This window comes from Mesorhizobium sp. B1-1-5, from assembly GCF_006443065.1.
Lineage (GTDB): Bacteria > Pseudomonadota > Alphaproteobacteria > Rhizobiales > Rhizobiaceae > Mesorhizobium.
The window spans coordinates 1-22,738 of record NZ_VFWS01000042.1; the positions used below are offsets into that span (position 1 = coordinate 1).

General features: G+C 64.7%; 21 protein-coding genes. 11 read left to right on the forward strand and 10 right to left on the reverse strand.

Translation table 11 applies throughout. The features are described 5' to 3' along the window. Positions 1 to 263: 263 nt before the first annotated feature. From FJ980_RS15215 to FJ980_RS15225, 3 genes are read right to left on the reverse strand one after another with little or no spacing between them, the layout of a single operon-like run. Positions 264 to 1,037 (reverse strand): SDR family oxidoreductase, encoded by a 774-nt coding sequence (locus tag FJ980_RS15215; protein ID WP_140543983.1) that lies wholly within the window; start codon positions 1,035 to 1,037, stop codon positions 264 to 266. Further along, positions 1,034 to 1,831: an SDR family oxidoreductase gene (locus tag FJ980_RS15220; protein ID WP_140543985.1), complete on the reverse strand. Its 798-nt coding sequence runs from the start codon at positions 1,829 to 1,831 to the stop codon at positions 1,034 to 1,036. Before FJ980_RS15220 ends, FJ980_RS15215 begins: the two co-directional genes overlap by 4 nt. A gap of 3 nt (positions 1,832 to 1,834) precedes the next feature. Next, a complete protein-coding gene (locus tag FJ980_RS15225; protein ID WP_140543987.1) occupies positions 1,835 to 3,226 on the reverse strand; it encodes a transaminase in 1,392 nt (463 codons plus the stop codon). 161 nt (positions 3,227 to 3,387) lie between these two features. Here FJ980_RS15225 and FJ980_RS15230 point away from each other — a divergent pair, with 161 nt between their 5' ends. Next, positions 3,388 to 4,134 carry an IclR family transcriptional regulator gene (locus FJ980_RS15230; RefSeq protein ID WP_140543989.1) on the forward strand — a complete coding sequence of 249 codons (747 nt, stop codon included), beginning with the start codon at positions 3,388 to 3,390 and terminating at the stop codon, positions 4,132 to 4,134. A gap of 203 nt (positions 4,135 to 4,337) precedes the next feature. Here the strand turns inward: FJ980_RS15230 and FJ980_RS15235 are convergent, their stop codons facing one another. From FJ980_RS15235 to FJ980_RS15255, 5 genes are all read right to left on the reverse strand, one after another. Further along, the gene (locus FJ980_RS15235) at positions 4,338 to 4,925 is read right to left on the reverse strand and encodes a YceI family protein (protein ID WP_246676425.1); all 588 of its coding nucleotides are present in this window, start codon (positions 4,923 to 4,925) and stop codon (positions 4,338 to 4,340) included. Between the two features lie 31 nt (positions 4,926 to 4,956). Beyond that, positions 4,957 to 5,856 carry a hypothetical protein gene (locus tag FJ980_RS15240; RefSeq protein WP_140543991.1) on the reverse strand — a complete coding sequence of 300 codons (900 nt, stop codon included), beginning with the start codon at positions 5,854 to 5,856 and terminating at the stop codon, positions 4,957 to 4,959. A gap of 4 nt (positions 5,857 to 5,860) precedes the next feature. After that, positions 5,861 to 7,351 carry an aldehyde dehydrogenase gene (locus FJ980_RS15245; protein ID WP_140543992.1) on the reverse strand — a complete coding sequence of 497 codons (1,491 nt, stop codon included), beginning with the start codon at positions 7,349 to 7,351 and terminating at the stop codon, positions 5,861 to 5,863. Continuing rightward, a complete protein-coding gene (locus tag FJ980_RS15250; RefSeq protein WP_140544045.1) occupies positions 7,348 to 8,541 on the reverse strand; it encodes a cytochrome P450 in 1,194 nt (397 codons plus the stop codon). Before FJ980_RS15250 ends, FJ980_RS15245 begins: the two co-directional genes overlap by 4 nt. Positions 8,542 to 8,602: 61 nt before the next feature. Beyond that, positions 8,603 to 10,048, reverse strand: coding sequence for an APC family permease (locus tag FJ980_RS15255; RefSeq protein ID WP_140543994.1), 1,446 nt, complete (start codon positions 10,046 to 10,048; stop codon positions 8,603 to 8,605). Between the two features lie 177 nt (positions 10,049 to 10,225). Here FJ980_RS15255 and FJ980_RS15260 point away from each other — a divergent pair, with 177 nt between their 5' ends. From FJ980_RS15260 to FJ980_RS15275, 4 genes are read left to right on the forward strand one after another with little or no spacing between them, the layout of a single operon-like run. Further along, positions 10,226 to 10,990, forward strand: a complete 765-nt coding sequence (locus FJ980_RS15260; RefSeq protein WP_140543996.1) for an IclR family transcriptional regulator — start codon at positions 10,226 to 10,228, stop codon at positions 10,988 to 10,990. A gap of 38 nt (positions 10,991 to 11,028) precedes the next feature. Further along, complete coding sequence (locus tag FJ980_RS15265) at positions 11,029 to 12,279, forward strand: Tm-1-like ATP-binding domain-containing protein (RefSeq protein WP_140543998.1); 1,251 nt, start codon at positions 11,029 to 11,031, stop codon at positions 12,277 to 12,279. Beyond that, positions 12,276 to 12,941 (forward strand): HAD-IA family hydrolase, encoded by a 666-nt coding sequence (locus FJ980_RS15270; RefSeq protein ID WP_140544000.1) that lies wholly within the window; start codon positions 12,276 to 12,278, stop codon positions 12,939 to 12,941. Before FJ980_RS15265 ends, FJ980_RS15270 begins: the two co-directional genes overlap by 4 nt. 25 nt (positions 12,942 to 12,966) lie before the next feature. Continuing rightward, on the forward strand, positions 12,967 to 14,322 hold the full coding sequence (locus FJ980_RS15275; RefSeq protein ID WP_140544002.1) for an aminotransferase class III-fold pyridoxal phosphate-dependent enzyme: 1,356 nt from the start codon (positions 12,967 to 12,969) through the stop codon (positions 14,320 to 14,322). A gap of 96 nt (positions 14,323 to 14,418) precedes the next feature. Here FJ980_RS15275 and FJ980_RS15280 read toward each other — a convergent pair whose 3' ends face one another. Next, entirely contained in the window at positions 14,419 to 15,291 is an 873-nt protein-coding gene (locus FJ980_RS15280; protein WP_140544048.1) for a helix-turn-helix domain-containing protein, read from the reverse strand. Between the two features lie 91 nt (positions 15,292 to 15,382). On the opposite strand from FJ980_RS15280, the gene FJ980_RS15285 reads away from it, so the two are divergent. Both FJ980_RS15285 and FJ980_RS15290 read left to right on the forward strand, forming a co-directional pair. Next, positions 15,383 to 16,927, forward strand: coding sequence for a 4-hydroxyphenylacetate 3-hydroxylase N-terminal domain-containing protein (locus FJ980_RS15285; RefSeq protein WP_140544050.1), 1,545 nt, complete (start codon positions 15,383 to 15,385; stop codon positions 16,925 to 16,927). Between the two features lie 11 nt (positions 16,928 to 16,938). Continuing rightward, a complete protein-coding gene (locus FJ980_RS15290; protein ID WP_140544004.1) occupies positions 16,939 to 17,448 on the forward strand; it encodes a flavin reductase in 510 nt (169 codons plus the stop codon). A 6-nt stretch (positions 17,449 to 17,454) separates the two neighbouring features. Here the strand turns inward: FJ980_RS15290 and hpaR are convergent, their stop codons facing one another. Next, the gene (gene hpaR / locus FJ980_RS15295) at positions 17,455 to 17,865 is read right to left on the reverse strand and encodes a homoprotocatechuate degradation operon regulator HpaR (protein ID WP_246676427.1); all 411 of its coding nucleotides are present in this window, start codon (positions 17,863 to 17,865) and stop codon (positions 17,455 to 17,457) included. 230 nt (positions 17,866 to 18,095) lie between these two features. Between hpaR and FJ980_RS15300 the strand changes: the two genes are divergently transcribed. The 4 genes from FJ980_RS15300 to FJ980_RS15315 all read left to right on the forward strand — a co-directional run bounded on the left by FJ980_RS15300 (position 18,096) and on the right by FJ980_RS15315 (position 22,728). After that, positions 18,096 to 18,482: a 5-carboxymethyl-2-hydroxymuconate Delta-isomerase gene (locus FJ980_RS15300; protein WP_140544008.1), complete on the forward strand. Its 387-nt coding sequence runs from the start codon at positions 18,096 to 18,098 to the stop codon at positions 18,480 to 18,482. A 28-nt stretch (positions 18,483 to 18,510) separates the two neighbouring features. Continuing rightward, on the forward strand, positions 18,511 to 20,028 hold the full coding sequence (hpaE, locus tag FJ980_RS15305; protein ID WP_140544010.1) for a 5-carboxymethyl-2-hydroxymuconate semialdehyde dehydrogenase: 1,518 nt from the start codon (positions 18,511 to 18,513) through the stop codon (positions 20,026 to 20,028). Between the two features lie 12 nt (positions 20,029 to 20,040). Next, positions 20,041 to 21,021, forward strand: a complete 981-nt coding sequence (gene hpaD / locus FJ980_RS15310) for a 3,4-dihydroxyphenylacetate 2,3-dioxygenase (RefSeq protein ID WP_140544012.1) — start codon at positions 20,041 to 20,043, stop codon at positions 21,019 to 21,021. A 300-nt stretch (positions 21,022 to 21,321) separates the two neighbouring features. Then, positions 21,322 to 22,728, forward strand: coding sequence for a pyridoxal-dependent decarboxylase (locus FJ980_RS15315; protein ID WP_140544014.1), 1,407 nt, complete (start codon positions 21,322 to 21,324; stop codon positions 22,726 to 22,728). Positions 22,729 to 22,738 lie beyond the last annotated feature (10 nt).

The window sequence follows — 22,738 nt, forward strand, 5'->3', positions numbered from 1 at the left end:
AAATGAACTTGGCGAACCGAAGGGAGAAAGAGGCGCCAAATCATTGATAAATAATGATAATGGTGGGCCCGGAGGATGTGAGACTGCTAAGGAAAATCAATGGTTTAGCGGATGGTTAGCCAACCCATATTCTTCGTATGATCTCGTATGGTCCGGCGGGTCGCGAAAGGAGCCGGGTCGATGCTTCAGTCGGTCATTTGTTCACCCAGAGCCATCAGCCAGCGCCCGCGGCGGACTGGCCAATATCTATGGTTCCGTTCGCATCAGACGGCCCTGTTCTGCGTCGGCGCGCGACCGCCGCCGTCAGCGACGAGCACTGCGCCGGTGACGAAGGACGCCTCGTCGGAGGCCAGGAACAGGCAGCAATTGGCGATCTCAGCCGGCTCGGCTACGCGCCGCAGCGCAATGCGGCCGGTGAGCGCGGCGAACTCCTCTTCGGGCGTCGTGCCGCGGGCGGCGGCCGCAACTTCCATTTCGTAGACGCTCATCGGCGTGCGCACCCAGCCCGGCGCCACCGCATTTGCGCGAATCCCGTCGGGCCCGTGCGCGTAGGCCAGCGAGCGGGTATAAGAAACCAGAGCGGCCTTGCTTGCCGAATAGGCGGCGTTCTGGCCGCTGGCGTTGAAGGCGCCGACGGAGGCGATGTTGACGATCGCGCCGCCGCGTTCCTTGAGCAGCGGCAGGGCGGCGCGGCAGACCATCATCGAACCAGTGACGTTGACGGCAAAGCTCATCGCCCAGGTTTCGTCGCTCAGCGTCTCTGGCTCGTCGAGGATCATCACGCCGGCGGCGTTGACGACTATGTCAAGGCGGCCGCTGCAGGCGTCAATGGCGCGGGCAATATCACCCGCCTGCGTGATGTCGCCGCGCACGGCGATGCCGCCGCTGGCCTTCGCCGCTTCCTCCAGCACGTCCTCGCCATGGCCGAAGGCGACGATCTTGGCGCCGTGGCGGCCGAACAGCTCGGCTGTGGCGCGGCCCATGCCGGTGGCCGCACCGGTGACCAGTGCGTTACGGCCTTCGAGGCGGCGGCTCATGCGAGCCCCCAGTGCCGCTCGACGGCATAGCCGGTCTCCGGCAAGGTCGAGCCGCCGTCGACGACGATGGTCTGGCCTGTGGTATATTTCGCCTGCTCCGAGGCGAGATAGAGCATCGCATAGGCTATGTCATCTGCCTCACCGAGACGACCCATGGGGATGAACTGACCCAGACGGTCGGCCACCTCGGGCTTGCTCATCGTGCCGCGGCCGGGCTTGGCGATGAAGCCAGGTTCGACGCCGTTGACGGTGATGCCGTCGCGCGCGAATTCGAAGGCCGCACCCCGGATGAAAGCGTTGACGCCGGCCTTGGCCGCCGAATAGTGCACGCCGCCCGCCATGGCGACGCGCGCCGACACCGACGAGGTGACGAGGATGCGGCCGAAGCCATTGGCGCGCATCGCCGGAGACGCCGCCTGCGCCAGCCAGAAGCACGACTTCAGGTTGACCGCCAGCGCCTCTTCGAACTTGTCCTCATCAAGCTCCTCGACCGAGGCCCAGGGGCAGCCGCCGGCGTTGTGGACGACGATGTCGAGGCGGCCGGCCTCGCGCACGATTTCGCCGACAAGCCGATGGAGCGCGGCGCGGTCGAGTCCGGCAAGCGGGACCGTGCGAACGGAAAGACCGCGCGTCGAGAGGTCGGCCGCCAGCGCCTCCGCTACAGTCAATGTGCGGTTGGCGATGAAGACCGCGGCGCCGGCCTCGGCGAAGCGCGTGACGATGGCGGCGCCGATGCCGCGCCCGCCGCCGGTCACCAGCGTCATCCTGCCCGTGAGGTCGAACGGGTTCGCCATCGCTCAGACGACGCCAGCGCTACGCACGAGATCGACGAAGCGGCCGAAGACGTCCGTATGACGGTAGACATCGGCCGGCGAGGTCGCCGGGCACATCAGGAACATGGTATGGAAGGGCGTCACCAGGATGCCTTCGTTCATGTAGAAGGCGTGCAGCAAGGTTTCGAGATCGCCGCGCCGGCCGGCAATGACCTCGGCGCCGTTGCGCGGCGGCTTGGGCATGAACATGATCTCGGCGCGGGCGCCGACCTGCGTCACATGCCAGGGCAATTTGTTGGCGCGGATAATGCCCCAGGCGGATTCGGCAAGGCGCGTGGTGTTGGCGATCATGAGTTCGAAATTCGCCGGCGTCAGCACCTCTTCCAGCACCGCGCGCATGGTGGCGACGGTCAGCGCATTGCCGGCCAAGGTGCCGCCGATGCCGAGATGCGCCGACTGGCGCACACGCGGATTGACCATCGGCACAAGCTTCCACAGCCGCTCGGCGATCTCTTGCGAGACGCCGAAGATGCCGGCCGGAATGCCGCCGGCAATCGCCTTGCCGGCGACCAGAATGTCCGGCTCCAGCCCATGCGGCGCGGTATAGCCGCCTGGCCCGCTGGAGATGGTATGCGTTTCGTCGATGATGAGCACCGTGCCCCTGCGGCGCGTGATCTCGCGCAATGCGGTGTGGAAACCCTCGGCGACTGGGATCATACCGAAATTGGTCATCAGCGGCTCGGTCAGCACGCAGGCGACATCGCCATGCGACAGCGCTTCCTCGAGCGCCGCGATGTCGTTGAACTCGACCACCCTGGAGACGGCGGAATGGTCGACGCCGTTGGGATGGATCATGTTGCGCATGCCGATCTTGCCGTCGCGGATTTCGACATGCGCCTCCTCGACACCGCCGTGATAGCAGCCGGAAAACACCAGCACCTTGTCGCGGCCGGTGATCATGCGGGCAATGCGGATGGCGCCGCGATTGGCGTCGGTGGCCGAAGTCGTCAGCGTCCAGTAAGGCAGGCCGAAGCGGCGCGTGAGTTCTGCGCCGACCCACAGGCTGTCCTCGGTCGGCAGCATCATGGTGGTGCCGTTCCGCAGCTGACGAAGCGCGGCGCGCGTCACCGCTTCCGGCGCATGGCCGCACATGCCGCCGGTGTCGCCAAGCGCGAAGTCGACATAGTCGTGACCGTCGATGTCGCTGATATGCGCTCCGCGCGCCGAAGCCGCGTAGATCGGAAAGCCGCCGGCCCAGCGGCGCATCCAGTGCGACGGGCCACCATAGAGGAAATGCTGCTTGCCCGCTTCCCACGCCGCTGCCGAGCGCGGATGCGTGTCGCGGAAGCGCTGCTGCTCGCGGTCGAGCAGGTCGCCGACAGTTGCGGAATGCGTATCTTTTTTGGCATCAGCCATCACGGCGCAAGTCTCCCTTGTGCGCCGTTGCTTCAGGGCGCCAACCGGTTTTAAATGCGGTTCATTATGCGAACCGTCGTTTTGTATGTTATAGGGAGACTGCAAGGCGTTTCGGCCGCTGTCAAGTTAATTCACATGCGAAGTATCTTGGAGAATCGAAAATGAGCACAGTCGGCAAGGCGGTTTCGCTGCTGGAGCTGTTTACGCTAGCGGAACCGGAGATCGGCCTATCCGACCTTGCCCGCAAGGCCGGCCTCGACAAGGCCACTGCCAGGCGCCTGCTGATGGCGCTTGCCGAACGCCGGTTGATCGAGCAGGAGTCGCAAAGCCGCCGTTACCGGCTGGGCGCCGGCCTGTCGCGGTTGGCGCGCATTCGCGACGCGCATTTCCCTTTCGTGCGCCTGGCGGCGCCGGTGGTGCGCGACCTGTCGATCGAGACCGGCGAGACCGTGCATTTGTCGGAATTCAGCGCCGGGGCGCTGCTCACCGTGCATGTCGAACTGTCGGCCAAGGCGAACCGCGTCAATGTCGATGTCGGCCAAGTGCTGCCGCTGCATGGCACGGCATCCGGCATCGCCTTCCTCGCGGCTTCGCGGCCGGAAGTTGTCAGCGCATATCTCGATGGGCCGTTGCAGCCATTCAGTCAGCACACCATGACACAGCCGGACAAGCTGATGGAGGCAGTGCGCCTCGCCGCCTCGCGCGGCTATTCGCGCAGCGCCCAGGGCTATGAGGAAGGCGTGCACAGCATTGGTGCGGCGATCCTCGGCTCGGACGGCAACCCGATCGGCACGCTGGCGGTGGCTTCACCCGTCTCACGCGTCGACGATGCGGTCGCGGCAAGCCAGGGCGAAGCGGCGATCAAGGCGGCGCGGCTGATCTCAGTGCGGCTGACCGGCGAGGCGTAACCGGTCATCTCTGGCGTTGCCGCGTGCCGCGCCTGCGCATCCGCGACGCCTTGATCATGCCGCGCCCGACCAGCGGCAACGCTGCTGCGACCGGCGATCATGATCGGTGACCGTTGTGCCGACTTCATTCTGGACGGACAGCAGCGTGCCAGCCTGCCGCGCGGCCCTGTTCGGTCGCGCAGCCGCACCCTGCCCCGGACGGCCTATTTCTTGATCGCCTCAAGATCGATAAGGATGTCGACGTCCGGGCCGAGGCCGAAGCCGTCGGCAGCCTTTGCCATCGGGAAGTCGGCGGTGCTGATCTTGCCGGTGGCGCTGAACGCCGCCTTGGTCAGCGTCGCATCCCACGGCGCCGGCGCTTCGTTGAGCAGCTTGACATCGAGGGTGATCTCCTTGGCAACGCCGCTGATGGTGAGGGTGCCGGTCACCTTGCCGGTCTTGTCGTCGAGCTTCTCTATCTTGGTGCTCTCGAAGCCGATCGTCGGGAATTCCGCTGCGTTGAAGAAGTCGGGTCCCTTGAGGTCGCTGTCGCGCTGATCGAAGGCGGTATGGACCGAGCCGACATCGATTTCAGCCTTGACGCTGCTCTTCGTCGGATCGGCCTTGTCCATGACGATCGCGCCTTTCACGGCGTCGAACTGGCCGTGGGCGATGCCGTAAATGCCGTGCTTGATAGTGAATGTAATCCAGGCGTGCTGGCCGTCGATCTCGTAATTGTCGGCATTGGCGGCCGATGTCAGCGCGGAGGCGCCGGCGAAGGCAAGGGCGGCGATCAGGTTTCTTGTCGTCACGTCTCTCTCCCAGTTGGGTTATCGTTGTGGCTCAGGAAAAGCCGAGGGCTGCCCCATGCGGCGCCCAAACGATCGCCGTGAGCACAGCCAACATCGCCGGTATGGCGATCAGGAGGCCGGCGACCAGCGGCCGCAATGGCCCGGCGCCGGGAAGCAGGCCTTGCAGCGGGCCGGGCACAAGCGCGGCCACGATCAGCGGCAAGGGGGAAAGCATCAGCGCCACTGGGTTCGCCTTCGGGGCGAGCAGCGCAACCTGGATGAGGATTGTCGCGGCGGCGTAGAGCAGCGGAAATTCGACGCCTTTGCTCCAACCGGCGGCGATGCCGCCGCGCAGCGACGCGACATACTGCACGAGGCACCAGCCGCCTGTCAGCGCGGCGAGCGAGCCGAGCAATTGGCCGGTGACGATCGCCGCGCCGAGCACCGAGATGATGGCGCCGGCCACGAACACGGCCAGCACCGCCGCCGGCGCGAGGAATGATTGCTCGGCCGACAGCGACGACCCGGCCCGCATGTGAACCAGCATCGCGGTGCCGGCGATCATCAGCAAGCCGGCGATGGCGGCGGCGACCATCTGTAGGTCAAGCGAGCCGAAGGCGATGCGGCGCCAGCCGAGCCACAGGATGGCCGCGGCGATGGCGGCAGCGGCAAGGACGCTGGCTGTTCGACCGGTCAGGACGCGCTCGGGCAAGAGGCCTAACACGATGCCGGCAAAGGCGAGATAGATCAGCTTCTGGCTGGCGGCGATAGGCGGCACGGCCGGCGCGCCGAGCATATCGAGATAGAAAAACAGCAGCAATGCCGCCCAAAGCAGAGAGAGGATGCGTGATGATGCCGGAAAGGCAAATCTCGCCAGCAGTGCAAGCATGAGGCCGAGCAACAGCGGCAGCGCGGCTGTGGTGACCATCGGATTGCCCAGAAACGCGCTCAAACGATCACCCAAGCGCGATCCAGGCGGTCTTCAGGTCGGTGTATTTGTCGATGGCGTGCAGCGACTTGTCGCGGCCGAAGCCGGACTGCTTGACGCCGCCGAGCGGCACGGTGATGTCAGCGCCGCCATAGGTGTTGACGTGGACGACGCCGGCATTGATGGCGTGCACCATCCGGTGAGCAGTCGAAAGGTTCGCGGTCCACACCGCGGAGGCCAGGCCGTAGACGGTCGAATTGGCGAGGCGCACCGCTTCCTCCTCGGTTTCGAAGCGCATGACGCCAAGCACGGGCCCGAACACCTCCTCGCGGGCAAGCTGCATCTCTCCAGTCACGTTCTCGAAGATCGTCGGCGCCATGTAGCTGCCGCCGGTCTCGATGAGGATACGCTCGCCGCCGGTGACGAGGCGGGCGCCCTCCTCTGCGGCCCTGGTGACGAAGCCGAGATTCTTGTCGAGCTGCTCGGCGCTCGACACCGCGCCGATATCGCTTGCGAGATCAAGCGGATCGCCGACCTTGAGTTTCGTGGTTGCCTTGACAAGCTCGTCCATGAAACGGTCGTAGATCGAGGCCTGGACGAGCAGGCGCGAGCCTGCGACGCACACCTGGCCGGAATTACGGAAGATGCCGTTGGCCGACACGACGGCTGCCTGCTTCAGGTCCACCGCGTCGGCGAAGACGATGTTGGGCGACTTGCCGCCGAGCTCGAGGAAGACGCGCTTCAGGTTGGAGCGCGCGGAATATTCAAGCAGCCGGCGGCCGACTGGCCCGGAACCGGTGAACGCGATGGCATCAACGTCCATATGCAGGCCGAGCGCCTCGCCGGCCACCGAACCGCGACCTGTGACGACGTTGAAGACGCCTTCGGGCAGTCCGGCTTCGGCTCCCAGCTCGGCCAGCCGCAGCAAAGTGAGCGAGGCGATCTCCGGCGGCTTGACGACGATAGCGTTGCCGGCGGCGAGCGCCGGCGCGAGCTTCCAGGCGCCGATCATCAACGGGAAGTTCCACGGCACGATGACGCCGACGACGCCGAGCGGCTCCCTGTGGATCAGGCCGAGCACGTTGTCAGCCGTCGGCGCGATCTCGCCATAGACCTTGTCGATAGCTTCGGCGTAGTAGCGGATCGTGCCCGCAGCCCACAGCGGCTCGGCCTTGTAGGCCATGGCGATCTCGGTGCCGTTGTCGCGCACGCCGAGCACGGCGAGTTCGTCGGCATGCTTCTCCACCAGTTCGGCGAACTTCGTCAGCACCTTCTTGCGGAAGGCAGGTACTGAGCGCGACCACGAACCTCTTTCGAATGCCTTGCGCGCCGAGGCCACGGCGCGGTCGACATCGGCGGCCCCGCCGTCAGCGATGATGGCGAAGGAGCGGCCGTCGATCGGCGAGATCACCGGCAGGCTGGCGCCGCTCTGCGCATCCGTGTGGACGCCATCGATGAACAGATGTCGCGCTCCGACCTCCGCCTTGCGCAGCGTGTCGATGGTGGCCTGGTTGATCATTGAGCGGTGGCTCCGATTGTGACATGCAGCGCGGTTGGCGCGCGGAACTCCCATCCACGGAAGACCGGTTCCTTGCCCGGCACCAGTCTGAGGCCGGGAAAGCGTTCGAGCAGCAATCGGACCGCCAGGCACATCTGCTCGCGCGCGAAAAAGCGGCCCGAGCAGAAATGATGGCCGAAGCCAAAGGCGGCGTGGTTGCCCTCGTCTCGATTGATGTCGAAGCGATCGGGATCGGAAAAACGGCTCTCGTCGCGGCTGGCGGATGAGACGAGCGCGGCGACCGGCGCGACGGCGGGGATCGTGACCCCGCCGATTTCCACCGCACGTGTCGTCTGGCGCGTCTGGGTACCGATCGGCGCCACCCAGCGCAGGCCCTCGTCGACGGCCTTCGGCACGAAAGTCTCGGGATCGTCGAGCACCTGCCGCAGCTGTTCGGAATGGGTGAGCAAACCGGCGAGGATCGAGCCGGCGCCATGGCCGGGTTCCTGCATGCCGCCGAGCAGGATCACCTTGATGCTTGGCATCAGAAAATCGATCGGGCGGGTCGAGCCCGTGGGCATGCCGTCATGCAGCATATGCGAAAGCGCCGAATCGTCGGGCTCGTGGAGAAGCCGCTCCAGCGTCGGTAGGATCGCGGCGCCCACCTCGGCGCTGACCGCGTCGGCGATCTCCTGCCGCTTCGGGTCGTTCTCGAAATTGATGGCGCCCTGGGCAAGCCCATAGAACCAGCGCCGCAAGGTCGGCATGTCGATGTCGGCAAGGCCCAGCGAGCGCGCCAGGCTGAGCGTCGACACCGGCTCGAAATAGTCGGCCATCAGCTCGGCTGAGCCCCGTTCGGCGATTTCGTCGAGATAGGGTCCTGCGATGGAGCGCACGAGGTCGCCGGCGTAAGAAGCGACAGTTCGTGGCCGGTATTTTGGGTCGACGCCCTGGCGCAATTGCTTGTGCGTCTCGCCGTCGGTGGTCAGAATCGTCGGCTTGCCGAAGGAGCGCTCAACCGGGGAAGTGCCGACAACCGCCGAGAAGATATCGGGCGACTTGGCGACCGTCTCGACATCCTTCCAGCGGGTGACGAACCAGAGGTTGACCGCCGGCACGAAAGCCACCGGCGCTCTGCGCCTCAGTTGCGCATAGATCGGATAGGGATCGCATTCCAGCGCTTCGACGGTGATGGTCTCGGCAAAGGTCAATGCCGTCACTCCCTTTGCGATGGAAGAGGCGGCGCCAATGCGCCGCCCCCTCTTGTCTGCTTTAATCCTGCGGTGGCTTGCCGAGGTTTTCGAAAGCAACCGGATCACGACCCTTCAACGAACCCGCCAGAAGCAGGCCCACGACGGCGGCGATCAGCACCAGCAGCGGCAGGAACACGCCGAGGAGACCGCCGGCTCCGGACAGGCTGCCGAAATTGATGACGATCAGGTAGATGATGAGGGCGAAGGCGATGAAGGTCAGCGCCGGCAGGATAGTGGTCTTCAGCGCGTTTTCCTGGCTCGACGGGTTGGCGCGGAAATACATCACGACGGCCAGCGAGGCCACCGCCATCATCACGATGACGCCAAGCGTGGCGACATTGGTCAGCCACGAAAACAGCGCCAGCACCGGATCGAGGCCGAGCACGGCGAACAGCCCGACGACGACGGCCGCGAGCACGGTCTGGATCACCGAAGCGACATGCGGGCTCTGGTGCGACGTATGCGTCACGCCGACCGACAGCGGCAGGAGCTTCTCTCGTCCGGCGACATACATGTAGCGGGCGACCGCGTTGTGGAACGCCAGCACGCCGGCGAATAAGCTCGACACGAACAGGATGCTCATGGCGTGCGTGAGCAGCGTTCCGGCATAGCGGTCGGACAGGCCGAACAGGAAGGTGGTCGGATCCTGCAGGCCCTGCAGCGCCGGCAAGAGCTTGTCGACACCGGCACCGACGGCCATCAGCCAGGCGGTGACCATGTAGAACAGGCCGATCAGGATGACCGAGAAATAGGTCGCGCGCGGAATGGTCACCTTCGGGTCGCGCGCCTCCTCGGCGTAAATCGTCGTCGCCTCGAAGCCGATGAAGGCGGCGAAGCAGAACAGGATGGCGATGGCCGGCGCGCCGCTGGTGATCTGGCTCCAGCTGAAGGGTGCGGCCGACAGGCCGCTGTCGCCGCCGGTCTTGAGGATGGTGAGGTCGAGGACCAGCACGACGACATATTCGGCAAGCACCAGCACGGTGAGAATCTTGGCCGACAGGTCGACCTGCCGGTAGCCGAGCACGGCGACGATGGCGATGGCGATGAAGCTCCAGACCCACCAGGGCAAGGCGATGCCCCAGCCGGCGAACAGGCCGGCGGTGGCGGCACCGAGAAGGCCCATGACGCCGATCTGCATGGCATTGTAGGACAGGATGGCAATCAGTGCCGTGGCGCCGCCGGCCAAGCCGCCAAGTCCGCGAGCGGCATAGGCATAAAAGGCGCCCGCATTGCCGACATGGCGCGACATGGCGACGTAACCCACCGCGAACAGCAGCAGCAAAAGCGTCACGATCAGATAGGTGCCGGCAAAGCCGGCGCCGTTACCCATCAGCATGCCGAGCGGCGTGCCGCCGGCGACGGCCGTGAGCGGCGCCGCAGCCGAGATCACCATGAAGGTGATGGCGCCAACGCCAAGGCTATTCTTCCTCAGCCGGTTCACTTCACCGGCTTCAATTGCAGTCATCTTTCCCTCCAACTCCGCTGTGCGGAAACCGAGTGTCCCTGAGATGCCGGAGCCTTCTGGCGGGCCGTGCGTGCATTTCATTATTTGCAACGGCATTTCGATATTAGACTTGCAAAGGAATCGACTTGCTGTCAAGTTAATTCGCACGTTAAGTATCTGAGGAGGATCGGACCCGCGATGAGCACGGTGGCCAAAGCCATTTCGCTGCTGGAAATGCTTGGACGCGGCACGCCCGAAACGGCACTCGCCGATCTGGCCAAGGGTGCCGGCTTCGATAAGGCGACGACGCGCCGGCTGCTGGTCTCCCTCATCGCGCAAGGGCTGGTCGAGCAGGACGAGGCGACGCGCTTCTACCGGCTCGGAGCCGGCCTGACGCGGTTGGCCTTGATGCGCGAGGCGCAGTTTCCGTTCCTGCGCATTGCCGTGCCGATGGTGAACCTCCTGGCCGCCGAAACTGAAGAGACGGTGCATCTTTCCGAATACTCAAAACGCGGCCTGATCTCGGTCCACGTCGTCGAATCGACAAAGGCCAACCGGGTCAGCGTACAGCCCGGCGAAGTGTTGCCGATGCATGCGACGGCCTCCGGCATTGCCTTCCTAGCGTTTGCCGAGGACCGTATCCGCGAAGCTGTTCTCGCCGGACCTATGGCCGCTTTCACGCCTTACACAATCGGCGATGCCGAAACGCTCGCCGAGCATATCGCCGCTGCCCGTGCGCGCGGCCATTCGACCGGTTCGCAAGGGTATGAGGAAGGCGTGCTCAGCGTCGCAGCACCCATCCTCGGCGCCGATGGTTTTGCCATCGGCACCATCGCTGTCGCCGCGCCCGGGGTGCGGGTCCAAAAGGGCGACATCGAGCGCTACGGCGCCAGGGTCGCGGCGGCGGCGCACGGCATCAGCGAGCGGCTTTTCGGCGGCCTGCCGGGCCGCAAACGGGCGTAACGGGCATAATAAGATACACACTGCAAGGAGAACTGACTGTGGAGGAGACACGCCGAATCCTGGTTATCGGCACCGGCGACACCAAGGCCGACGAGCTTCTGTTCATGCGCGAGCGCATCGAGGCCGTCGGCGGCGTCGCCGTGATGATGGACGTCAGCGTGCTGGGCGATCCGCCCTATCGGCCGGAGCACGACCGGCATGCCGTGGCCAAGGCCGCCGACACGACGATCGAGGCGATCATCGCCAGCGGTGACGAGAACACGGCGATGACGCTGATGGCGCTCGGCGCCTCACGACTTGCCCGCTCGCTGCATGACAAGGGGGAGATCGACGGCTTCATTGCGCTTGGCGGCTCTATGGGCACCGACCTTGCGCTCGACGTGGCGCTGGCTCTGCCGCTTGGCGTGCCGAAATTCGTCGTCTCGACGATCGCCTATTCGCATCTGCTGCCGCCGGAGCGCATCGCCACCGACCTGATGATGATCCTGTGGGCCGGCGGTCTCTATGGGCTCAACAGCGCCTGCAAGGCGGTGCTGTCGCAGGCCAGCGGCGCGGTGGTGGGCGCCGCGCGCGCCGTCGTCAAGCCGGATGCGGCCAGGCCGAGGATCGGCATGAGCTCGCTCGGCAAGAGTTGCCTGCAATATATGGTGACGCTGAAGCCGGAGCTGGAAAAACGGGGCTACGAGGTCGTCGTCTTTCACACCACCGGCATGGGTGGCCGCGCGCTGGAGGCAATCGCTGCGCAAAAGGGTTTTGTCGCGGTGATGGATTTCAGCCTGCAAGAACTCGCCAACCAGCTCACCGGCTCGGTCGTGAGTTCGGGCGCCGACCGGCTGGAGAATGCCGGCCGCCAAGGCATCCCGCAGATCGTCGCGCCGGGCGCCATCGACATGGTCGATTTCCCGACCTGGCAGGCCGTGCCGTCCCGCTTCACCGAACGGCCCTACCATGCGCATAACCGCCTGCTCGCCTCGGTGACCTCAGATGGCGCGACACGCAAGGAAATCGCGCGGGCGATCGGCGAGAAGCTCGCGGCGGCGACCGGCCCGACAGCCTTCATCCTACCCGCCGGCGGTGTCCAGCAATGGGACCAGCAGGGCGAGCCGCTGTACGAGCCGGAAGCGCTGGCGGCCTTTGTCGAGGAGATGCGCCTAAGCGTGCCAAAAAATGCCGAGCTGCACGAGATTACCGGACACATCAACGATGCCGCCTTCAGTGCCAAGGCGCTGGAGGTCTTCGACCGTTGGGTCGCCGAGGGCATCATCCCGCCCGGTAGGTGCGCGGCATGAGCGGCGCGAAGCCACAGGCACTGGTGCTCGATTTCGGCGGCGTCGTCACCCGCACGCTGTTCGAGACGCATGCGCTGACCGAGCGGGCACTGGGGCTGGCACCTGGCACCCTAGCATGGCGCGGCCCGTTCGACCCGGCATCCGACCCGCTTTGGCGCTCGATGCAAGCCGACGAGATCAGCGAGCGCGAATACTGGAAGACACGCACACGCGAAGTCGGCCAGCTGGTCGGCGAGGACTGGAAGGACATGTCGACCTTCGTGCAGCGGGCGCGCGGCGCCGACCCGCAAGCCGTGGTGCGGCCCGAAGCCGAGCGAGCGATCCGGATCGCCCATTCGGCAGGCATCAGGCTCGCAATACTCTCCAATGAGCTCGATCTGTTCTATGGCAGTGGGTTCCGCGAACGCCTGCCGCTCTTGTCGCTATTCGAGGCTATCGTCGACGCGACCTATACCCATATCCTCAAGCCGGATGCTCGCGCCTATGCGATGGTCGGCGAGGCATTGCAGCTGTCCCTGGCCACCTGCGTCTTCGTCGACGACCAGAAGCGCAATGTCGACGGCGCGGTTGCCGCCGGAATGCTTGCCGTTCATTTCGACGTCGCAGAGCCGGCGCGAAGCTATGCCGAGGCGCTCGGCCATTTCGGCCTGGCGCTTCCCTGATTGGAAAAACCCGGAGTCCCTCCCGATGCGTGACATCAATTTTCTCACCGAAAACAACGCCAAGCCGATCTGGCATCCGATGGCGCATCCGGCCGAGATGCGCGCGACGCCGCCGAGGATCATCATGAAGGGCGACGGCGTGTCGGTGACCGATATCGACGGCCGGACCGTGCTCGACGCCGTCGGCGGGCTGTGGAACGTCAACCTCGGCTATAGCTGCGACCCGATCAAGAAGGCGATCTCGGTACAGCTCGACGCCCTGCCGTATTATTCCGGCTTTCGCGGCACCTCTACCGGGCCGTCGATCGAACTCGCCTACGAGCTCTGCGACTGGTTCGCGCCGGAGGGGATGGTGCGGGCGTTCTTCACCTCCGGCGGATCGGACTCGGTGGAGACGGCGCTGCGGCTCTCGCGGCAATACTGGAAGATCCGCGGCCAAGGCGACCGGACGAAATTCCTGGCGCTGAAGAAGGGGTACCACGGCACGCATTTCGGCGGTGCCTCGGTCAACGGCAATGCCAATTTCCGCCGCAATTATGAGCCGCTCCTGCCGGGCGTGTTCCACACGCCCGCGCCGTGGACCTACCGCAACCCGTTCGACGAGACCGATCCGGCGAAGCTGGCTAAACTCTGCGCGCGGGCGATCGAGGACGAAATCGCCTTCCAGGGCGCCGACACCATCGCCGCCTTCATCATGGAGCCGGTGCTCGGCGCCGGCGGTGTCATTGTTCCGCACGAGAGCTTCATGCCGATGGTGCGGTCGATCTGCGACCGCCACGACATCCTGCTCATCGCCGACGAGGTGGTGACGGGCTTTGGCCGCACCGGCGCCTGGTCAGGTTCGCGCCTGTCCGGCGTGAAACCCGATTTCATGACCATCGCCAAGGCGATCACGTCGGGTTATTTCCCGCTGGGCGCGACATTGATCGGCGCCAAGGTCGCCGAGGTGTTCGAGGCCGACAAGACCAGCTTCGGCGCGATTGGCCACGGCTACACCTATTCCGGCCATCCCGTCGGCTGCGCAGCGGGTCTGGCGGCGCTCGCCGAAACAAGACGCCTTGCCGTCAACGAGAACGCCGCTGCACGCGGCATCGAGCTAGGCAAGGCGCTGGAGACGTTGAAGGCAAAACATCAACTGGTCGGCGACGTCCGCTATCAAGGCCTGATGGCGGCGCTTGAGCTGGTCTCAGACCGCGACGCCAAGAAGCCGGCCGACAAGAAGACGATGGGCGCCGTCGCTGACGCTGCCTACAAGGCCGGCGTCCTGCTGCGCGTTTCCGGCAACGCCATCATCCTGTCGCCGCCGCTGGTCATCTCGGCGGCCGATGTGGTGAAGATTGCGGAGGCGCTAGATGCGGGATTGGCCGCTGCTGCGCGGTGAATGGTGAATGGTGAATGGTGAATGGTGAATGGTGAATGGTGAATGGTGGGAAATTCCTTCAAGTGCTGCCGGTCAAGCTCCACTAGTCTCTTTTATTCACCAATCACCATTCACCCTTTCCTTCCGCCACGCCGCAGGCGCCATTCCAACCGCCTGCCGGAAGAAGCGCGAGAAATAGGCCGGGTCGTTGAATCCGGTCTCATAAGCGATGTCCTCGACCGAGCGTACCGTGAACAGCAGCAGGCGCTTGGCCTCGACCAGCCGGCGCTCGCCCACGGCTTGCCGCACGCCCGACCCCAGCACCTGGCGCGCCGCCTTATCGAGCAGATGGCGCGTGGTGCTGAGGCTCTCAACATAGCGCTCGACCGGCCAGTCGTCGCGAAAATGCCGGTCGATCAGCCGCCGGAGGCGGCCGGCCAGCGCCACAGCGGCTGGCAGGGTGACGGCATGCGATACCGCATCCAGGCGGGCGATGCCCGACAACGCCACAGCGATCAGCGGTAGCAGGATTTTCTCCATACCGGGCAGCCTGTCGGCATATTCCGCCTGGATCATTCTGACCGTATCGCCCAACCTCTCCCACAGGGCCGTCTCGCCGCGTCCGGTGACGAAGACCGGTTGGTCGAGCGGCAACAAGGAATGCTCGGCGATGGCCACAAGTGCTTCATCGGCGACCGACACGACGATGGCATCGGTGCCAGGTTCGATGCTGAAGCCATGCACCACGCCGCTCGGCATGAAGCTCACCGTAGGCGCCGAAAAACTCAAGGTTTCGTCCTCGATCCAGTAGCTGCCGCTGCCGCCGGTCCAGAGGGTGATCTGCGCCATTTGCGGATGCTTGTGCGCTAGAACCTGGCCGCGATGCACGGACGCACGGGCCTGCACGGTCTCGACATGCAGGAAGCCGACATCGAGCTCCCGCGCCGGTTCGCCGTAGACAAAGAACTCGGGAATGGCGGTCTGGCCCATGACAGCGAAAAAGTCCAAATGGTTTTATGCTTTCGTCCATAAACCTTTGGCACGACCAGCGCTATCGTTAACGTGTTAAGGGAGGATCATGATGCGATCGGAAGATTTCCGGGCCAATACGAAGCGGCCGTTCACCGGCGCCGAATATCTCGACAGTCTGCGCGACGGACGCGAGGTCTATATCAATGGCGAGCGCGTAGCCGACGTGACCAGCCATCCGGCGATGCGCAATTCGGCGCGCTCGCTGGCCCGCCTCTACGATGCCCTGCATGATCCCAACCGGCAGGCCGTGCTGACCTCTCCCACCGACACCGGCTCGGGCGGCCACACGCACAAATATTTCCGTGTCGCGCATTCCGCCGCCGAGCTTGCCCAGCAGCAGACGGCGATCGCCGACTGGTCGCGCATGTCCTATGGCTGGATGGGACGCACGCCCGACTACAAGGCGGCGCTGATGAACACGCTGGGCGCCAATGCCGAATGGTACGGCCCGTTCAAGGACAATGCGCGCGCCTGGCACAAAAGGGCGCAGGACGCGGTCCTGTTCATGAACCATGCCATCGTCAACCCGCCGATCGACCGCCACAAGCCGGCCGAGCAGGTGAAGGATGTGTTCGTGCATATCACTAAGGAAAGCGATGCCGGCATCTGGGTGTCCGGCGCCAAGGTGGTGGCGACGTCTTCGGCGCTCACCCATTACAATTTCCTGGCGCAGAGCTCGGCGACGGTGACGGAGGATCCGTCGCTGTCGGTGATGTTCATCGTGCCGATGAACGCGCCCGGCATAAAGATGTTCTGCCGCGTCTCCTACGAGCAGACGGCGAACACCGTCGGCCATCCCTTCGACTATCCGCTGTCGTCGCGCTTCGACGAGAATGACGCGATCCTGGTGCTCGACAATGTCTTCATCCCCTGGGAGGACGTGCTGGTGCTGCGCGACGCGCAGAAGATCCTGTCCTTCCACCCGGCGTCGGGCTTCATGCATGGCTACTGCTTTCAGGGCTGCACGCGCTTTGCTGTCAAGCTCGACTTCCTTGCCGGCCTGCTAGCCAAGGCGCTGCGGGCGACCGGCGGCGACGCCTTCCGCGGCAACCAGGCTGCGCTGGGCGAGGTGATCGCGCTGCGCCATATGTTCTGGAGCTTTTCCAACGCCATGGCGCACAACCCGATCCCGTGGGCCAATGGTGCAGTGCTGCCCAATCTGGAAGCGGCGCTCGCCTACCGCACCTTCATGTCGGAGGCCTATCCGCGCGTCATCGACACGGTGCGCCGGGTGATCGCCTCCGGGCTGATCTACCTGCCGTCCTCGGCGAAGGATTTCGACAATCCGGAGATCGACCGCTACCTCGCGCAATATGTGCGCGGCTCCAACGACATGGGCCATGTCGAGCGCATCAAGATCATGAAATTGCTGTGGGACGCCACCGGCACCGAGTTCGGCGGCCGCCACGCGCTTTACGAGCTCAATTATGCCGGCGCGCCGGAAGAGGTGCGGCTGCAGGTGCTGAAAGGGGCGGAGCGCGGCGGCCGCTTGAAAGCGATGGAGGAACTGGTCGATACCTGCATGGCCGACTATGACGAGAAGGGCTGGACCGGCGACACCTGGCTGCCGCCGTTGCCGGCCGGTGCAAGCTGAGGAGCCCGGCCATGGAGGCGCAGGTCGCCAAACTGGAATTCCGTGACGCCATGGCGCGGGTCTGCGCGCCGGTCAACATCGTCACGACAGACGGACCAGCAGGCCGCGGCGGCTTCACCGCGACCGCCATGTGCAGCGTTTCCGACGATCCGCCGACGCTGCTTGTGTGCATGAACGAGCGCTCGGCGCAGACGGGCATGTTCCTTGCCAACGAGCGCTTCTGCGTCAACGTGCTGACCCAGTCCCATATGCACCTGGCGGCGAAGTTCGCCGGCGCGATCCGCGATATGGCCGAGCGCTATCAAGCCGCGCGCTGGCAGACCATGCCTTCCGGTATGCCGGCGCTGCTCGACGCCATCGTCAGCTTCGACTGCGAGATCGGCGCGGTGAACAAGGTCGGCACGCACAATGTGATGTTCGGCCGGGTGATCGACATCCGCCACGGCAGCGGCGAGGCGGCACTGCTTTATGTCGGCCGCAACTACATGCAGCCGAGCGCACTCGGCAGCTTCGGTGGGTAGATTTTATCAGGTCTGATTTTCAGACGATTCCGACTGGATCAGGCTTTCCAGAAGGTCGAGCAGGTGCTCATGCTGCTCGGCGCCGTATCGCCGCTCGATCGCATCGTAGATGGCGATGCGCTCGGGCGACAGATCCTCGATCAGCGCCAGCCCGGCCGGGCTGATGGCGAGCAGCGCCCTGCGGCCGTCGTTCTTGACCTTGTCACGGGAGATGAATCGCCGTTCCTCCATCGCCTTGATGATGCGGGTGAGGCTCGGCGGCAAGATCGAGGCGCGGTTGGCCAATTCGGTCGCTTCCAGCGGCCCGGCCTCGGCAAGGACCCTCAGCACGCGCCACTGCTGCTCGGTGATGTCGTGGCGGGCGAGCATCGGCCTGAAATGCGCCATGATCACTTCGCGAGCACGCAGAAGCGCCATCGGCAAGGAGCGGCGTGTGTTAGGCGGTAGCAAGGTCAGATCTCCAAAATTCCAATTCCACGCGACTCGCAACGCGAAACGAGGCATGGATCGCAGCTATATCCGCGATTTTGCCGGGAGCGGCAATCCCGGCGCCGGGAAGCCCATCCAGATACAGAACGACGCTTGACATTCGATCGTCAAGATGTAATTCACATGTTAATTACAAACACCGTCGGCGGACGAAACCCTTGCCTCATATGGCGATCGAATATTCGGCGAATCTCGACCAGAAGGTCGACGTGGCCGAGCTTTGCGCGCTGGTCTCGCGCACCATCCTCGGGACTGGCCTGTTCGAGCCGGGCGCGGTGCGCGTGCGGGCCTTCCGCGCCGAGGCCTATGCGATTGCCGACCGGCTGCCTGAGAACGGTTTCATTGACATGAATTTCCGCATCGGCAAGGGCCGCACGGCGGAAGAAAAGAAAAGCGCCGGCGAGGCGATCTTCGCGGCCGTCACCGATCATCTTTCACCGCTGTTCACGACGCCGCATTTCGCGCTGTCGCTGGAGATCCGCGAGATCGACGCAGAGCTCAGCTGGAAGAAGAACGCCATCCACCCGCGCCTGCGCGGCAAGTGAACGGGCGGCAGAGAACAGGAAAGACGCAATGGCGGTATTGGACGACAATCTGAGGAAGGCCGAAGTCTATCTCGAGCGCTTCAGGAAGGACGGCGTGCTCAACCAGATCGGCGGCGAGGTCGTGCCGGCCGCCGACGGCTCGACATACGAGACGATCTCCCCGATCGACCTCAAGCCAATCGCCCAGGTGGCGCGCGGCAAGACCGCCGACATCGACCGCGCCGCCAAAGCGGCGAAGGCCGCTTTCAAGGAATGGGCGGCGATCTCCGGCGACGCGCGCAAGAAGCTGCTCCACAAAATCGCCGACGCCATCGTGGCGCGCGCCGAGGAGATCGCCTTCGTCGAATGCATGGATACCGGCCAGTCACTGAAGTTCATGGCCAAGGCCGCGTTGCGCGGCGCGGAGAACTTTCGCTTCTATGCCGACCGGGCACCTGAAGCCCGCGACGGCCAGACGGTCCGTGCGCCGAACCAGGTCAACATGACGACGCGCGTGCCGATCGGCCCTGTCGGCGTGATCACGCCGTGGAACACGCCCTTCATGCTGTCGACCTGGAAGATCGCGCCGGCGCTCGCCGCCGGCTGCACCATCGTCCATAAGCCGGCCGAGTTCTCGCCGCTGACGGCCAGGCTTCTGGTCGAGATCGCCGAGGAGGCCGGCCTGCCGAAGGGCGTCTGGAACCTCGTCAATGGCTTCGGCGAGGATGCTGGCAGGGCGCTGACCGAACATCCCGACATCAAGGCGATCGGCTTCGTCGGCGAAAGCCGCACCGGCTCGATGATAATGAAGCAAGGCGCCGAGACGCTGAAGCGGGTGCATTTCGAGCTCGGCGGCAAGAACCCAGTCATCGTCTTTGCCGACGCCGATTTGGAGCGGGCCGCGGACGCCGCCGTCTTCATGATCTATTCGCTGAACGGCGAGCGCTGCACCTCGTCGTCGCGGCTGCTGGTCGAGGAAAGCGTCTATGACAACTTCACCGCGCTGGTGGCGCAGAAAGCAAAGCGCATCAAGGTCGGCCATCCGCTCGACCCGGAAACCGTGGTCGGCCCGCTGATCCATCCGGTGCATGAGGAAAAGGTCCTTTCCTACATTGAGATCGGCAAATCGGAAGGGGCGGTCGTTGCCGCCGGCGGCGGCAAATTCACCGGCCCGGGCGGCGGCTGCTATGTCAGCCCGACGCTGTTCATTGGCGCGACCAACAAGATGCGCATTGCCCAGGAAGAGATCTTCGGGCCAGTGCTTACCGCCATATCGTTCAAGGACGAGGCCGATGCACTGGCGCTCGCCAACGACACGCAATACGGCCTGACCGGCTATCTCTGGACCTCGGACGTCACCCGCGCCTTCCGCTTCACCGATGCGCTGGACGCCGGCATGATCTGGGTCAACTCGGAAAATGTGCGGCATCTGCCGACGCCGTTCGGCGGCGTCAAGAACTCGGGCATCGGCCGCGACGGTGGCGACTGGTCTTTCGACTTCTACATGGAAACCAAGAACATCGCGTTCGCCACGACGCAGCATTCGATCCAGAAGCTCGGCGGCTGACGGGAGACACCTATGGCCCTGCCCCAACCCAAACTCTACCCTGCCTTCAACATCGTGCGACTCAGCCATGTCGAGCTCGCCGTCACCGACCTGGCGAAATCACGCGCCTTCTATGTCGACACACTCGGCCTGCAGGTGACCGACGAGACATCCGACGCCATCTATCTGCGCGCACTGGAGGAGCGCGGCCACCATTGCATCGTGCTGCGCAAAGGCGCCACCGCGGAAGCCCGCGACCTCGGCTTCAAGGTGTTTTCCGACGAGGATCTCGACAAGGCCGAGCACTTCTTCAAGGGCAAAGGCTTGCCGGTGGAATGGGTGGAGCGGCCCTACCAGTCGCGCACCTTCCGCACCCGCGACCCGCACGGCATTCCGCTCGAATTCTATTCGAGGATGGAACGGCTGCCGCCGATCCACCAGAAATACGCGCTCTATCACGGTGTGAAACCGCTGCGCATCGACCACTTCAACTGCTTCTCGCCAAACGTCGATGAATCGGTGGCCTTCTACAACGAGATCGGCTTCCGCGTGACCGAGTACACTGAGGACGCCGAGACCGGGAAGCTGTGGGCGGCCTGGACGCACCGCAAGGGCGGCGTGCACGACATCGCCTTTACCAATGGCCTCGGCCCGCGTTTGCACCATGTCGCCTTCTGGGTGCCGACGCCGCTCAACATCATCGACCTGCTCGACCTGATGGCGACCACCGGTTGGCTGCCGAATATAGAGCGCGGCCCAGGCAGGCACGGCATCTCCAACGCCTTCTTCCTCTACATCCGCGATCCGGATAACCATCGCATCGAGATCTATTGCTCGGACTACCAGACGGTCGATCCCGATCTGGAGCCGATCAAATGGGACCTGAAGGACCCGCAGCGCCAGACGTTATGGGGCGCACCGGCCCCGAAGAGCTGGTTCGAGGAAGGCAGCGTCTTTGCCGGCGTGAAGCCGCATCAATCTGATCTCTCGGCCTCGCCGATTGTGGCGCCATAATCGGCGAGCCGGGAAGAAAGCATCGAATGCCCGTGAGACCATCTCGTCTGCTGGGAATAATCGTCTCGACGCTGGTGGCCCCGGCTTCAACTGCCCAGGCTGCCGACGATTCGGCCTGTGTCGCGCTGACGCGTGGCTTCTGCATCGACGTTTTCGTCAAGTGCAATGCCGACGCGGCCATGCAGTACGCTCCAACCTACATCCAGCACGTCGCACGGCCCAGCCAACGATCTCCGAATAGGTTGAGACCGGCGGAATAACGTCATCCTCATGGTATGAAACGGAAAGGTCTCGCCGGCAATGGATAGCGACGAATTCAGACACTGGTCGCATAAGGCCGCCGACTGGGGGGCCAACTACCGCACGACCTTGCGGCACCGGCCGGTGCGAGCGCAGACGACGCCCGGCGACATCGCCCGCCAGATCGACGACGCCGCGCCTGAACGGGGTGAGCCGATGGAGGCGATCTTCGCCGACTTCGAGCGGATTATTCCGGATGGCATGACGCACTGGCAGCATCCGCGCTTCTTCGCCTATTTCCCGGCGAACGCCGCACCGGTGTCGGTGGTCGCCGACTACCTCGTCACATCCATCGCCGCGCAATGCATGCTCTGGCAGACGTCGCCGGCCGCGACCGAACTCGAGACGAAGGTCGTGGACTGGCTGCGCCAGGCGCTGGGCCTGCCCGCCGGCGTTTCAGGCGTGATCCAGGATTCGGCCTCGACGGCGACGCTCGCTGCAGTGCTGGTCATGCGCGAACGGGCACTTGGCTGGATGGGCAACAAAGAGGGGCTGGCGGCGCACACGGCCGTGCGCGTCTACGCGTCGGCCCAAGCGCACACCTCCATCGACCGGGCAATCTGGGTGGCCGGCATCGGCGAGGCCAATCTAGTGCGCATCCCGACCAAGGGCGACCTGCACGGCATGGACCCCGAGGCGCTGGACGTCGCCATCCGCGCCGACATCACCGCGGGGCTGACGCCCGCCGGCGTGATCGCCTGCACCGGCGGCACATCCATCGGCGCCTGCGATCCGATCGCGGCGGTGGCCGAGGTCGTGAAAAGACATGGCCTCTATCTGCATGTCGACGCGGCATGGGCGGGTTCGGCGATGATTTGTCCGGAATTTCGCACGCTTTGGGATGGCGTGGAGGCGGCGGACTCGATCGTCTTCAATCCGCACAAATGGCTGGGCGCGCAGTTCGACTGCTCCGTGCAGTTCATGCGCAATCCCGGGGAGCAGGCGCGCACGCTCGCGATCCAGCCGGAATATCTGAAGACGCATGGTCATGACGGCGTCATCAATTTCTCCGAATGGACAGTGCCGCTCGGCCGCCGCTTCCGGGCGCTGAAGCTCTGGTTCTTGCTGCGATACCACGGCCTCGAAGGGCTGCGGACGATGATCCGGAACCATGTGGCATGGTCGGTGGAACTGGCGGAGAAATTGGCCGCCGAGCCGGACTTCGAGATCGTCAGCGCGCCGGTGCTGTCGCTGTTTTCCTTCCGGCATAAGGCGCCAGGCGATCCCGACCGGCACAACATCGCGCTGGTCAATGCCATCAACGACGACGGCCGTATCTATCTTACCCAGACCCGCGTCGACGGGGCGATCGCGATCCGCTTCCAAGCCGGCCAGTTCGAGATGACGCGCGAGGATGCCGAAACCGCATTCGCGGTGATCACGGAGATCGCGCGCCAGACGACTTAGGCTCGGATGC